Below are 13,969 nucleotides of genomic sequence, written 5' to 3'. Positions count from 1 at the left end.
TTTTTAAATTTAAAGAAAGACAAAAGGCGCAATGAGCGTCTTTTGACGTTTTATGGATATGAGTTTTTAAGAAGGAATGCGCTCTGCTTTATTTGCTTAGAATTTAAAAGTAATGAGCATAAAAAAGACCGCGGAAGCGGTCTTTTTTATAACAACAAATTAATAGTCGAAACTGAAATGCTCTGGTGCTAAAGATGTCATTGTTTTAGATGGGTTCACCATCGCTTCAGCATGACCTTGTGTACGTGGCAATAGGCGTTCGAAATAGAAGTCTGCCAATTTGATTTTTGCTTTATAGAACTCTGGTACTTCTTGACCTTCGCCAGAAGCCAGTTTTGCAGAAGCAACGGCAGCTTGTTGCGCCCAGTAGAATGCCATCATGGCATAGCCAGAGAACATCAAGTAATCGACAGATGCAGACGATACGATGTCGCGGTCTTTACGTGCAGCCAACATAATACGAACAGTCAATGCGTTCCACTGTGCACAGATTTTAGTTAAATCCCATGCAAAACGACGCATATATTTATTGCGTGCATGTACGCCACAGAATTTTAAGATTTCAGCAGTATAGTCACGTACGACTTTACCTTTAGACGATAACAACACTTTACGACCAATTAAATCCAGTGCTTGTACGCCAGTTGTACCTTCGTATAGGGTTGAAATACGTGAGTCACGTACGATTTGCTCCATGCCCCATTCTTTAATATAACCATGACCGCCGTAAACTTGCATACCATGATTCGCCGCTTCATAACCCAATTCAGTTAAGAAACCTTTCAAGATTGGGGTATAGAAACCAAGCTTGTCATCATATTCTTCGAATTTTGCTTGATTGCCTTGAGCTAAAGAATCTGCCATTTTGTCTGCCAACTGTGCAGCATGATAAATCATGGCACGGCCACCTTCAGCAATGGCTTTTTGAGTTAACAGCATACGGCGTACGTCCGCATGGTGAATAATTGCATCAGCTACTTTCTCTGGATCTTTTTTACCAGATAGCGCACGCATAGACATACGGTCTTTCGCGTATGGTAATGCACCTTGGAATGCCAATTCAGCATGTGCCAAACCTTGTACCGCCGTACCAATGCGGGCTGTATTCATGAAGGTAAACATAGCATGTAAACCTTTGTGCATTTCACCAATCAAGTAGCCTTTTGCACTGTCAAAGTTCAGTACAGCTGTTGCAGAAGCGCGGATCCCCATTTTGTGTTCAATAGAACCACAAGTCACAGGGTTACGTTCACCTACACCACCATCTGCAGTTGGAATGAACTTAGGAACGATGAACAGAGAAATACCGCGTGTGCCTGCAGGTGCATCTGGAAGGCGAGCAAGCACAATATGAATAATGTTTTCTGTTAGGTCATGCTCACCTGCAGAAATAAAGATTTTTGTACCTGTAATGGCATAAGTACCGTCAGCATTTGGCTCAGCTTTGGTTTTTACTTGGCCCAAATCTGTACCACATTGAGGTTCAGTTAAGCACATTGTGCCCGACCAAGTACCTGCAGTGAGGTGAGGCATATAGGTATTTTTTTGTTCTTCTGTACCAAATTGCATGATGGTGTTCATGCAGCCCATGCTGAGGCCAGGGTACATGGTAAATGACCAGTTCGCTGTACCCATCATTTCAGATTTGATCAGGTTAAGCGACATTGGTAAGCCTTGACCACCAAATTCTTCTGGATAAGACAGACCTTGCCAACCACCTTGAACAAATTGGTCGTACGCGTCTTTAAAACCTTTTGGTGTTTTTACTTCACCATTTTCAAAGTGACAGCCTTCTTCATCACCACTTTGGTTTAGAGGAGAAAGTACATTTTCACAAAAATCGGCAGCACCTTCTAAAATCATGTCTACAGTGTCAGCGTCTGCAAGGTCACCGTTAGATAAAGTTTTAAAATGTGCAGGGAAGTCGAATACTTCGTTCATTAAGAAACGAATGTCGTGTAAAGGAGCTTTATAAGCAGGCATAATTTAATCCTAATTTAAAATAGTTTTGGATTATCTGGTTCGATGATTTGATTATTCACAATAATGATTAAATTACATTGATAGCATAGACTGATCAAACTGTCAGAAATGCGAATTGCTGAAATATTTTTGCAATACAATTGTTGGTTTAATTACAACAAAAAATCAAAAAATATTGAATTAATGATTATTTTTAATGAGATAAAACAATATAAAACAGATGTATATTTAATTATATGCTGACTGTGTATGGGTATTTAAAGTTTTGAATGAAGATCGCATGAACTCATTTTATTTTTGTCATTATGATCAAAATGACTGCATGGGAAAAATTGTGTAAATGCCCCACGGCCCAACAAATATGCGCCATTGCACCTGCATAAATCACAGGGCAATAGCACATTTTTTTGATATTAGGAAAAGCCTAAATTACAGAAAATCTTTTAAGTTTGGTTTGACGCCATGCCAAATGCGGAAGGATTCAATCGCTTGTCCGACCAACATACCAAAACCTTCAGATGTCGGCACACCACGCGCTTTGGCTTGATCCAAAAAGCTTGATGCTTTGCCGTATGCCATTTCATAAGCATATTTAAATTGTAAAGTTTCAGGCAAAACCAGCGCATCGCCAGAAAGGCTTGCAGACGTTGCATTGATGACCAGATCAAAATCGCCATCTAAGTCATGCAATTCAACCGCACTGAGTTCAGTATTTGGGACTGCATCTTTTAGATCTGCAACCAGTTGTTCGGCACGTGCCAAGGTGCGGTTTGCAATCACAATTTTTTGCGCACCCGCTTGAACAAGTGGGTAGATCACGCCACGCGTTGCGCCACCTGCACCAATAATTAAAATACGACTTTGTGCTAAGTTCCACCCTAAGGCAAGGATGGCTTCGACCAGCCCTTGGCCGTCGGTATTGTCACCATGTAATTGACCATTCTGCATCCAAAGGGTATTTACAGCTTTGGCAATTTTTGCACGCTCAGTAAGCACCGTGCAGGCATTAAAAGCTTGTTCTTTAAATGGAACAGTCACATTCATCCCAAGCCCGCCTTGTGCGAAAAAATCTTGCATGCTGGCATCAAAGCCATCGAGTGGTGCAAGGCGTTTCGCATAATTCAGGTCGATACCCATTTTTTGGGCAAAGGCATGGTGCAGTTCTGGAGAACGAGATTGTTCAATTGGATGGCCGATCACGGCAAATTGCTTGCTCATCGCACAAAATCCATGTGGAGAAATGTGCATCAATATACGGCAATTATGCGTCAGTCTAAAGCTTTAATCAAAATTTCAGCCCAAGCTTTGCTTTGTGATTCTTCATTCTGTTATTGGGTAATTTTTGCTGTATTTAAGAGTTGCAAAGCTCAAATATGGCATCAATAGCTAAAAAAGAAGCGCTCAAAAGAATCCCAATCAATGCGATCGGCATCGTGCTATAAGCAAATTGATCATTAAACTGGCTTTCAGAAAAAAGCGCGATACTGATAGCTGTGAGCATAAGGACGATAAATCCCCAAAAGCTGAATAGTGTGGAATGGGTTTTGATGATATTCATGCTATTTCCTGCGTTTGATCTGTAGGAGGAGAAGATCATAGATTGCAATCATGACAATATCATTTTGATGATGAGGCATATTTCATCAGGATAGATCTTCAACACTCTAAAGTCATGATGATGACTTGAGCATTCATAGTACAGCACTCGACGATAATAGATGTAGGTTAATCGCAAGGACTGCCAACGTTGAGTCTATATTGTGTACATCAAAGGTAAATAAGTAAGGGGGAGTCGGGAGCTCAAATTGAAGCTGATCTTTGATGTCTATGTTAAGCGCTCAGTTTGGTAATGGATTTTCAGTCTATGTAAAAAAGCCTCCAAGAGTTGGAGGCTTGATTGTATTTAAAGCAGACGGGGATACAAAAACTTATTTCAGCGTGTTTAACCAGTCTTGTGGTTTTAAATAATAGTCTGTGAGTTTTTTCTCAGCAGAATCTGCATCCCATTCTGGACGGTACGACCAACCTGCCAGTGGAGGCATGCTGACCAAGATGGACTCAATGCGCCCACCCGTTTGTAAGCCAAACAAGGTGCCTCGGTCATACACTAAGTTATATTCGACATAGCGTCCACGACGGTACAGTTGGAAGTCTCGCTGTGCTTCGCTGTAGGGCTTGTCACGGTTACGTTCAAAGATGGGTAAAATCGCTTCAAGGTAGCCATTACCCACAGCTTGCATGTATTTAAAGCATGTCTCAAAGTCCCATTGATTCAAATCATCAAAGAACAAGCCACCTACACCACGCTGTTCATCGCGATGCTTTAAGTAGAAGTAATCATCACACCACTGTTTATGTTCGGCATAAACGTTATCGCCAAATGGTGCACACAAGTCGTGGGCTGTTTGATGCCAGCTCAGGACATCTTGTTCATTAGGATAAAAAGGCGTTAAGTCAAAACCACCACCAAACCACCAAATTGGGTCTTGGCCTTCTTTTTCGGCGACAAATAATCGAACATTGGCATGCGAGGTGGGTACATTTGGATTTTTCGGATGAATGACCAGTGATACGCCCATCGCTTGTGCTTTCGCACCTGCAATTTGTGGGTGACGCTCTGTTGCCGAGGCAGGGAGCTTAGAGATCTGGATGTGGGAGAACATCACACCGCCTTTTTCAATCACGGTTCCATTTTGCAGCACACGGGATCGACCACCACCACCTTCAGGACGTTGCCAATCATCAATAACAAACTCGGCTTGGCCACCACCAGCATGTTCTTGTTGCTCTAGTGCCGTACAAATGCGGGCTTGCAAATCGCAAAGGAAATCTCGGACACGTTGTATATCCGCTGAAGTTGGATGTGACATTGCCACTCTCATTGATTTATATAATGACTAGGAATATCAAAACATAAAATGTCTAAAAACTTAAGGTTTTTTTGCCAATCTTGAGCATCGGAAAAACTGAAAGTAGGTCAAAATTTAAGTCGTCGGAAGGGCATTTTGTATGAAGCTCTGCTGGCTTATTCCGACTAAATGGCTAGGTTGAATTCACCTGATAAGCCAAGCAAAATAGCATTAAATGCAATTTCGTTTTTTGTTAAGGCTGTGGATATGCAACAGGCAACATCACTCATCCAAAAATATAATGTGCCCGGGCCACGCTATACCAGTTATCCAACCGTACCTTATTGGGATGAAACTTCATTTTCATCAGAGGCATGGAAACACACACTAAAACAATCCTTTGATGCATCCAATGCAACTGAAGGCATCAGTTTATACATTCATCTGCCATTTTGTGAAAGCTTGTGTACCTTCTGTGGTTGCCATAAGAAAGTCACAAAAAAGCATGAAGTTGAACAGCCTTATATTCAGGCGGTGCTCAGAGAGTGGGCGCTGTACCGCCAATTATTGGTCGAACGACCTGTCATTAAAGAAATTCATTTGGGCGGTGGGACGCCTACGTTTTTTGCTCCTGAACATTTAACACAGTTAATTCAAGGGATTTTAGCCGATTCAGATGTAGCACCTGAGCATGAATTTAGTTTTGAAGGTCACCCCAACAATACTACGCGTGAGCACTTACAAGCACTATATGATGTGGGCTTTCGTCGTGTTAGCTACGGGGTACAGGACTACAATGAAAATGTACAAAAAGCGATTCACCGTATCCAACCCTTTGCCCATGTAGAGCGTGCGACCACTTGGGCAAGAGAGATTGGCTATAGCTCAATTTCCCATGACTTGGTTTTTGGCTTGCCTTTTCAACAGCTCGAAGATGTATTGAATACCATTGAGCAGACCACACGCTTAATGCCAGACCGTTTGGCATTTTATAGTTATGCGCATGTGCCATGGATTAAAGGCAATGGGCAACGCGGTTTTAAAGATGCTGATGTGCCTAAGGATGAAATGAAACGTCAGTGCTATGAAGAGGGCAAAAAAGCATTATTGGCGCATGGTTACCATGAAATTGGTATGGATCATTTTGCATTAAGCACCGATCCAATGTATCAGGCGTTTCAGGCGCAGGCTTTACACCGTAATTTTATGGGCTATACCGCATCTAAAACACAAGTCATGATTGGCTTGGGGGTATCTTCGATCAGCGACAGTTGGTATAGCTTTGCACAAAATGAAAAGAATATAGATGCATATTATGCATGTCTGGAAAATCATCAAATTCCAGTGGTGAAAGGCCATGTGTTGAGTGCGGAAGATTTAAAAATTCGTAAGCATATTTTGAATTTAATGTGTGCGTTTCAAACCTCATGGGCTGACCAGACGATGGATTTTCCTGAACGGGAAGATGTCATTCAGCAACTGGTAGAGATGGAGCAAGATGGCTTATTGCAGATAGAACAGGATCAAATTGTGATTACGGAGCAAGGTAAGCCCTTCGTAAGAAATATTTGTATGGCGTTTGATTTACATTTAAAACGAAGAAAACCTGAAACTCAGATATTCTCGATGACGATTTGATTTTCACTTTGGAGAGAAGATTGCTAAGTCTCCCGTTCTGATTGCAGAGAGGGAGATGTGTTTAGCAAAAGAAAAATATTGCCGAGTAAAAAATGGATGCTTCACATCGATTTGTCGTCATTGCATTTTAGGTTTGGTAATCAGGTCAGTAATTTCTTTGCCATATATCCATGTGTTGAGTATTCCGTCTGAACTTTCTAAGCCAATAACATCTAAAAAATTTTCAAAAATAGTCGCAACTTGCTCGCGATCATCAGTATATAAACTGTTTGGATCTATTTGGTTAATCCCATTGGATAAGATGTGTAATAACTGTTGTTTACTTGGTTGGCTATTGCTTTGATAGAGACGGATAAATGCTTGTCGTGTACTTTCAATAGATTGATTAATGTGATTTTTTAAAATGTGCTCTTGTAATGTTGCATCAGAAGCGCTGCCATAAGCAAAACGATTGTTCGTCTGAAATTGTTGTAGTTTTTGAATGGTGGGTGCTTGCGTGTTTTGGGCATTTGCTGGTGCTAGATCGGCTTTACACACGTTGGCAAATAAGAAGAGACTGAACACAAATAGAATCGTGGTTAGCTTCATGTGTTCAATCTCCGATTATTCTTAATTCATGCTTTTATTTAAAAATCATCTTTATCGTACATGTGCGACATCCGATCATGTTTGGTTTTTAAATATTCTTCATTGAATTTATTTAAACCCACTGTAAGCGGAACACGGTCTACCACATTAATGCCGAGGTCTGTTAATGCTTTAAGTTTTAACGGATTATTGGTAATGAGGCGGACTTCGTTGACCTGTAAATGCGCCAGCATAATGCTACACATATCGTAAGTACGTGCATCCGCAGGTAAATTCAACATAAGGTTTGCATCTACAGTGTCATGACCTTGATCTTGTAGGGCATAAGCACGGATTTTATTGGTAAGACCAATACCGCGACCTTCCTGACGTAAATATAAAATTACGCCTTGACCTGCATCATTAATCAGTTGTTGTGTTGCTTGTAGTTGTGGACCACAGTCACACTTGAGTGATGCAAAGGCATCACCTGTTAAACATTCTGAATGAATGCGAACTAAAACAGCACCCGTTGGTGCGGTTTCTAAGCCTTTAGAGAGTGCGACATGTTCTTCGCCGGTGTGTGGGTCTTGAAATACTGAAATTTTAAATTCACCAAAAGCGGTCGGTAATCTGGAAGTCGCGACAAATTCTATAGGCACAGTCAAACCCGAATAATTGATTGTAAATTGTTTAAAGTATAGCGTAATGCTTGGACATTGGTAGAATTGCAGTTACGATTTTGTGCAGAACATTTTCTTTTTTTGCATAAAGAGAACGATAATAGTTGATAAATAGTCAGATTATTCAGGATAATCTCCTACACTTAAACATAACACCCAATTTTGAGTTGAACTTAAAATTGCATCGCTAGAAATATGGCTGATTGAAGGTGATACAATTCGATATAATCATCGAATATCCATTTGACCTAGCTTAGGATTTGCCAGGCTTTAGAAGGCTTTGCCATATTATGCTGTATACAGAAATACCGTCTCATCGCCCCATTACATCGCTGCTGGACAGCATTGAGCTACCTCAACAGCTCCGTCTGCTTGAAAGCACGCAGCTCGAACAAGTGGCGGATGAGTTACGTCAATTTATTATATATGCAGCAGGACAAAGCGGCGGACACTTTGGCGCAAATCTTGGCGTGATTGAATTGACCGTTGCGTTGCATTACTGTTTTAACACACCACGCGATCGCCTGATTTGGGATGTGGGGCATCAAGCCTATCCACATAAAGCGCTAACAGGGCGCCGTGAACAACTCGTTACTATTCGTGCTAAAGATGGCTTAGCGGCCTTTCCTGCGCGTGAAGAGTCAGAGTACGACACATTTGGCGTAGGCCATTCTTCAACGGCAATTTCTGCAGGTTTAGGCATGTCATTGGCACGCCGTTACCAAAAAGATCCTTGTGAAGTTGTTGCTATTGTAGGGGATGGCGCAATGACTGCGGGTATGGCCTTTGAAGCCATGAACGATGCAGTTGCACATGATGCAGATTTAATTGTTGTATTGAATGACAACGATATGTCGATTTCATGTAGCACAGGTGGTTTTGCCAAACACTTGGCAGCCATTTGGGGCAAAGGTGAGTCAGTCAATATCACCGAACAGGGCGAGGCTTATCTACAGCCTCATCCTGAATGGACTTATAACTCACGTTTACACAGCGCAGCCACAGATGCGGCGGACAATCTATTTAAAGCCATTGGTTTTGATTATTTTGGCCCTTTTGATGGCCATGATGTTGTGCAACTGACTCAAGTTTTTGAAGCAGTGAAAAAGCGCAAAGGTCCACGTTTGGTACATGTCTATACCAAAAAGGGCAAAGGTTTTGCACCAGCAGAAGCGGATCAAATCAAATATCATGCGATTAGTAAACTTAACGCACCCGCATCGTCTACAACTGCGCCAAAATATTCAGATGTATTTGGTCAGTGGCTATGTGATGAAGCGGCACAAGATGAGCGCTTAATCGCGATTACACCTGCAATGTGTGAAGGTTCCGGCATGGTAAAATTTGCCCAAGATTTTCCACAGCGTTATTTTGATGTCGCTATTGCAGAACAACATGCGGTCACTTTGGCTGCAGGTATGGCATGTGAAGGTTTAAAACCTGTTGTCGCGATTTATTCCACCTTCTTACAACGTGGTTATGACCAGCTTATCCATGATGTTGCATTACAAAACCTTGATGTGACTTTTGGGATTGACCGTGCAGGTTTGGTGGGCGAGGATGGCCCAACCCATGCGGGTGCCTATGACTACGCTTATATGCGTACCATTCCGAATATGGTGATCATGGCGCCAAAAGATGAAAATGAATGTCGCCAAATGCTTCATACGGCATATTTATATCCAGGCCCAACAGCAGTACGTTACCCACGTGGTAATGGTTTAGGGGTAAGTATCCAAAGCGAACTTCAGGCCATGAACATTGGCGAAGCAGAAGTTTTAGCAAGCTTTAATGAGGCGGCAGGCCCAAGCATTTCAATCTTAGCGTTTGGTAGTCGTGTACAGCCTGCTTTTGAAGCTGCACAAGCCTTAGCAACACAAGGTTTAGCGGTTCGTATCGTCAATATGCGTTATGTGAAACCATTAGATGAAGCATTATTGGATCGTCTTGCAGATAGCACGGCTTTATTTGTGACGGTTGAAGAGCATGCTGTAATGGCGGGTGCGGGTAGTGCAGTGAATGAATATCTCGCGAAGGCAGGTATTGTGAAACCAACATTGAACTTAGGTTTGGCAGATGAATTTTTACATCAAGCCTCACATGGACAAATGTTGCAATTAGCTGGCCTTGATGCCGAAGGTATTGAAAAATCAGTACAACGTGCGTGGTCGAAACTCGCTTAAATCGCTGAATTTATTTTTTTAAATACGTTTAGAAACATTTTTTTGCCTAAAAGCCCGTATATTTGCTAAAATGTACGGGCTTTTATGCATTATTCTTTATCAGTGTCTTCAAATTTGTAGTGGGTGTTCAATGGAACCTATGGTGGTGATGGCTGCGCGTGCGGCTCAATTAGTTGGTCAAGAGCTTTTAAAAGCGCATCAAAATCGTCATAAACTCGATTTGCAAGTTGAAGAAAAAGGCATCGACGGTCCTGTAACACGTGTAGATCGCTACATTGAGCAGTTGACTATCGACACGCTTCGTAAAAGCTATAAAAACCACAGCTTCCTAGGTGAAGAGTTTGGTCTTCAAGAAGGCAAAGGTCATGACGCTGATTGGTGTTGGATTATTGACCCACTTGATGGCACTTTAAACTTTATTAATGGTTTCCCACATTTCTGTGTATCTATTGCTGTTCAACATAAAGGTGTAACTCAACACGGTGTTATTTATGACCCTGTAAAAGATGAGTTATTCTCTGCAAGCCGTGGTCGTGGCGCAATGTTGAACCAACGCCGTATTCGTGTAAATGTAAAAGACAGCTTAGAAAATACCTTTATGGGTGTAGGCCATGCTTACCGTAAAGTCCGTAATGGTGAAGTAGTGTCTTATGCAAAAAATCACTTCGATTCATTATTAAATGTAACTGAAGCAGGTGCTCAATACCGCCGTGCCGGTTCTGCTGCCCTTGATTTAGCTTATGTGGCTGCTGGCCGTTTAGATGGCTACTTTGAACTTGGCTTAAAGCCTTGGGATATCGCTGCAGGTGAGCTGATTGTGAAAGAAGCGGGCGGTACTGTAGTAGATGCACGTGGCGGTTCAGATTCTATGGAAAACGGTCAAGTGATCGCATGTTCTATGAAAATGTTAAAACCATTAATGCAAGCTGTAGTTCCTGCTTGGGGCGAAGCTGCTAAATAAGTTATTCAACTTATCTGTAGTTCGAGTTTAAAAAAACCCTCATTGATGAGGGTTTTTTATTGGGCTTATATTTAGACTGATAAAAATAATAAATCTAAGAAATAAAAAATGACAGAGCTTGAGCAGGTGTTTGAATAGCCCATCTCCAACTAGAGTGCAGAATATGTTAATTCAGTTTATTGGGCCTGGCGGTGCAGGCAAAACAACGATCGCAAAGCAACTTGCTCCTAAAATAGGGGCTGTCTGTATAGATTTGGATGAATATTTCCTAAAAATGGAAGGGGATATCTCTTTATATATTCAACAGCACGGCTATTTGGCCTATGCACGCCGTAATATCACTTTGTATCAACAACTGCGAAGATCAATTCAGCCAGAACAATCTGTCATTTTAGTGTGTTCATCTGGGTTTATGACCTATGCACTAGATCAGGATGCAGAATATAAGACCATTAAGCATCAACTGTTAGCTGAAGCACAGACCTATGTATTTTTACCATCATTAGATAAAAAACAATGTATTGATCTTATTGTGCAGAGGCAATTAAACAGAGCATATCTTCAGGCAGATCCTGAAAAAGAATGCTTAAAAATTTCACAGCGTTTTGATCAATATGCTTCTTTCGCGTGTACACGGGTCATTACCCACGATACACCAGAAAATATTGTTAATTTTTTAATGACACTTCTCGCGGCGCCTAAAGGGTTGAATAAAGGAGTACTTTAATAAAGTTTGAAGTATCTATCGGTCAAATTTTTACATGATAGACAGCAAATAAATATATGTTTTTTGAATTTGTTGTTTCAAGTTGACTAAAAAGGATGACTTTTAAAATTATTCTGATATAATCCGCCCACGCACTTATTTTCGTTCATTACCTGAACATTTCTCTTCAAATCATTGTGTATGCGCGTGCGGTCCAAAGAGAGGACGATATCTCGCGCCCCAATCGCTTTAGCGATTCCTTCAGGTTTAGCCGTAATCATGCGTGCGTTATATCACATCGTCGTTACTCGGATCGCCGCTGAATCTTAGATTGTCAGCGTTTATTGCTGTACCGCTTTTTGCCGATGTCCAATTGACTTTATTTTAATGGAGCACCCATTTTTCGGGTGAAAAACTCTATGAGCAAAACTTTTGCTGAATTTCCTCTACACGAGTCCCTGCAACAAGCTCTACAAAGCTTAGGTTTTACTGCGCCAACTCCTGTACAAGAGCAATCAATTCCTGCGGCTTTAGAAGGTAAAGACCTTTTAGTATCAAGCCAAACAGGTTCTGGTAAAACAGCTGCATTCTTACTCCCAACTTTAAATGCATTAGCTGACCAAGATACTTTCGTACCGTTTAAAGAACGTATGAAAGCGATTACTCAACCTAATATTTTGGTTTTATGTCCAACGCGTGAGTTGGCTCAACAAGTGAGTCAAGACGCAATTGCATTCGTACGTCACATGAAAGGTGTTCGTATTGCTGCAATTATGGGTGGTATGCCTTTTGGTAAACAAATCCAACAATTAAAAGGCGCGCAAGTTGTTGTTGCGACTCCAGGTCGTTTACTTGACTTGGTAAACCGTCGTCAAATTAAATTAGACAAAGTTGACGCGTTAATTGTCGATGAAGCTGACCGTATGCTTGATCTTGGTTTCTCTGAAGACCTAGAAGCAATCAGTGATTTGGCTGCGAACCGTAAACAAACATTAATGTTCTCTGCAACTTTTGCACCACGTATCATTACACTTGCTGAACGCATGATGAATGAACCTGAACGTATTGCAATTGAAACAGGTCATACAACAAATACAGACATCACTCAGACTTTACACTGGACTGATGGTTTTGAGCACAAGAAAAAACTTCTTACTCACTGGTTGAGCGAAGAAGATCTTGATCAAGCAGTTGTATTCGCTTCTACTCAAGAAGACACAGATATGTTGGCTGAAGAACTTGCTGAAGCAGGTCACTCAGTTGTAGCGCTTCACGGTGCTATGCCACAAACTGTACGTAACCGTCGTTTACGTAGCATCCGTGAAGGTCGTGCAAAAATCTTAGTTGCAACTGACGTTGCAGCACGTGGTCTTGACGTACCAACAATCTCTCACGTAATTAACTTTGGTCTTCCAATGAAGAACGAAGACTATGTACACCGTATTGGTCGTACAGGTCGTGCGGGCCGTACTGGTAAAGCAATCACTTTAGCAACTTACCGTGAACGCGGTAAAATCCGTGCTTTAGAAGATTACCTAGATGCACGTTTAGAAGTTTCTGAAATTGAAGGCCTTGAGCCATCTCCACCTCCTGCACGCGGTAGCCGTGATGGCGGTCGTGGTCGTCGTGACGGTGGTCGCGGTGGTCGTGGCGGTTTTGGTGGCGGTCGTCGTTTTGAAGGCGAAAGCAACTTCAAACGTCGTGAAGGTGGCCGTGATGGCGAACGCCGTTCATTCGGTGGTGAAGACCGTCCACGTCGCGAATTCAACAACGATCGTCCACGCCGTGAAGGTGGTTTCGAAGACCGTCCACGTCGCGAATTCAACAACGATCGTCCACGCCGTGAAGGTGGTTTCGAAGACCGTCCACGTCGCGAATTTAACAACGATCGTCCACGCCGTGAAGGTGGTTTCGAAGACCGTCCACGTCGTGAATTCAACAACGATCGTCCACGCCGTGAAGGTGGTTTCGAAGACCGTCCACGTCGTGAATTCAACAATGATCGTCCACGTCGCGAAGGTGGCTTCAACGATAAACCACGTTTTGACTCGAATGATGACAACCGTGGCAATCGCGTAGATTACAAACCACGTCGTGAAGGTTCTTTCGGTGACCGTCCAAAACGTGATTTTGGTGATCGTCCAGCACGTCGTGAAGGTGGCTTCGGTGACCGCCCAAAACGTAGCTTTGGTGATGACCGTCCACGTCGCGAATTTAATTCAGATCGTCCACGTCGCGAAGATGGCGAACGCGGTCGCAAATTCAATGACTAATTGAATTTCGTCTGAAATAAAGATAAAAACCGGCCATTCGCCGGTTTTTATTTGTCCTTTTTTTGATAAAATGTATACTTGATCATGTTTCTTGTTCTATTTGATAATTATGTTGAATGTTAGCAA

Annotated in this window: 11 protein-coding genes; 5 read left to right on the top strand and 6 right to left on the bottom strand. The window is 42.0% G+C overall.

The features are described 5' to 3' along the window. Window positions 1-159: 159 nt before the first annotated feature. The 4 genes from EXE29_RS08710 to hemF form a co-directional block, all read right to left on the bottom strand. Window positions 160-1,983 (bottom strand): acyl-CoA dehydrogenase C-terminal domain-containing protein, encoded by a 1,824-nt coding sequence (locus tag EXE29_RS08710; RefSeq protein WP_120364476.1) that lies wholly within the window; start codon window positions 1,981-1,983, stop codon window positions 160-162. A gap of 429 nt (window positions 1,984-2,412) precedes the next feature. Beyond that, window positions 2,413-3,201, bottom strand: coding sequence for a shikimate dehydrogenase (gene aroE, locus EXE29_RS08705; RefSeq protein ID WP_106984001.1), 789 nt, complete (start codon window positions 3,199-3,201; stop codon window positions 2,413-2,415). A 133-nt stretch (window positions 3,202-3,334) separates the two neighbouring features. Further along, window positions 3,335-3,541: a hypothetical protein gene (locus tag EXE29_RS08700; protein WP_106984002.1), complete on the bottom strand. Its 207-nt coding sequence runs from the start codon at window positions 3,539-3,541 to the stop codon at window positions 3,335-3,337. Between the two features lie 370 nt (window positions 3,542-3,911). Beyond that, window positions 3,912-4,853, bottom strand: coding sequence for an oxygen-dependent coproporphyrinogen oxidase (hemF, locus tag EXE29_RS08695; protein WP_106984003.1), 942 nt, complete (start codon window positions 4,851-4,853; stop codon window positions 3,912-3,914). Between the two features lie 246 nt (window positions 4,854-5,099). On the opposite strand from hemF, the gene hemN reads away from it, so the two are divergent. Next, complete coding sequence (hemN, locus tag EXE29_RS08690; protein ID WP_117007423.1) at window positions 5,100-6,470, top strand: oxygen-independent coproporphyrinogen III oxidase; 1,371 nt, start codon at window positions 5,100-5,102, stop codon at window positions 6,468-6,470. 117 nt (window positions 6,471-6,587) lie between these two features. Here hemN and EXE29_RS08685 read toward each other — a convergent pair whose 3' ends face one another. Then, window positions 6,588-7,058 (bottom strand): DUF4844 domain-containing protein, encoded by a 471-nt coding sequence (locus EXE29_RS08685; protein ID WP_117007424.1) that lies wholly within the window; start codon window positions 7,056-7,058, stop codon window positions 6,588-6,590. A 38-nt stretch (window positions 7,059-7,096) separates the two neighbouring features. Beyond that, on the bottom strand, window positions 7,097-7,699 hold the full coding sequence (gene ribA / locus EXE29_RS08680; protein WP_106984005.1) for a GTP cyclohydrolase II: 603 nt from the start codon (window positions 7,697-7,699) through the stop codon (window positions 7,097-7,099). A gap of 311 nt (window positions 7,700-8,010) precedes the next feature. On the opposite strand from ribA, the gene dxs reads away from it, so the two are divergent. The 4 genes from dxs (at window position 8,011) to EXE29_RS08660 (ending at window position 13,843) form a co-directional block, all read left to right on the top strand. Next, window positions 8,011-9,903, top strand: coding sequence for a 1-deoxy-D-xylulose-5-phosphate synthase (gene dxs, locus EXE29_RS08675; RefSeq protein ID WP_120364475.1), 1,893 nt, complete (start codon window positions 8,011-8,013; stop codon window positions 9,901-9,903). 130 nt (window positions 9,904-10,033) lie between these two features. Next, window positions 10,034-10,864 carry an inositol monophosphatase family protein gene (locus EXE29_RS08670; RefSeq protein ID WP_106984007.1) on the top strand — a complete coding sequence of 277 codons (831 nt, stop codon included), beginning with the start codon at window positions 10,034-10,036 and terminating at the stop codon, window positions 10,862-10,864. A gap of 163 nt (window positions 10,865-11,027) precedes the next feature. Beyond that, entirely contained in the window at window positions 11,028-11,591 is a 564-nt protein-coding gene (locus EXE29_RS08665; RefSeq protein ID WP_117007425.1) for a shikimate kinase, read from the top strand. 398 nt (window positions 11,592-11,989) lie between these two features. Further along, window positions 11,990-13,843, top strand: coding sequence for a DEAD/DEAH box helicase (locus tag EXE29_RS08660; RefSeq protein ID WP_117007426.1), 1,854 nt, complete (start codon window positions 11,990-11,992; stop codon window positions 13,841-13,843). The last annotated feature ends 126 nt before the right edge of the window (window positions 13,844-13,969 follow it).

This window comes from Acinetobacter sp. WCHAc060006 (assembly GCF_004209135.1).
Taxonomy (GTDB): Bacteria; Pseudomonadota; Gammaproteobacteria; order Pseudomonadales; family Moraxellaceae; genus Acinetobacter; species Acinetobacter cumulans.
The sequence above is the reverse complement of the archived record's forward strand: the minus strand, read 5'-3'. Positions and strand labels throughout refer to the sequence as shown.

Bases quoted from the DNA above. Each gene is read 5' to 3' on its own strand.
- EXE29_RS08700 (WP_106984002.1), bottom strand. From the start codon at position 3,541: ATGAATATCATCAAAACCCATTCCACACTATTCAGCTTTTGGGGATTT.
- aroE (WP_106984001.1), bottom strand. From the start codon at position 3,201: ATGAGCAAGCAATTTGCCGTGATCGGCCATCCAATTGAACAATCTCGT.
- EXE29_RS08685 (WP_117007424.1), bottom strand. From the start codon at position 7,058: ATGAAGCTAACCACGATTCTATTTGTGTTCAGTCTCTTCTTATTTGCC.
- hemN (WP_117007423.1), top strand. From the start codon at position 5,100: ATGCAACAGGCAACATCACTCATCCAAAAATATAATGTGCCCGGGCCA.
- EXE29_RS08710 (WP_120364476.1), bottom strand. From the start codon at position 1,983: ATGCCTGCTTATAAAGCTCCTTTACACGACATTCGTTTCTTAATGAAC.
- dxs (WP_120364475.1), top strand. From the start codon at position 8,011: ATGCTGTATACAGAAATACCGTCTCATCGCCCCATTACATCGCTGCTG.
- EXE29_RS08660 (WP_117007426.1), top strand. From the start codon at position 11,990: ATGAGCAAAACTTTTGCTGAATTTCCTCTACACGAGTCCCTGCAACAA.
- EXE29_RS08670 (WP_106984007.1), top strand. From the start codon at position 10,034: ATGGAACCTATGGTGGTGATGGCTGCGCGTGCGGCTCAATTAGTTGGT.
- hemF (WP_106984003.1), bottom strand. From the start codon at position 4,853: ATGTCACATCCAACTTCAGCGGATATACAACGTGTCCGAGATTTCCTT.
- EXE29_RS08665 (WP_117007425.1), top strand. From the start codon at position 11,028: ATGTTAATTCAGTTTATTGGGCCTGGCGGTGCAGGCAAAACAACGATC.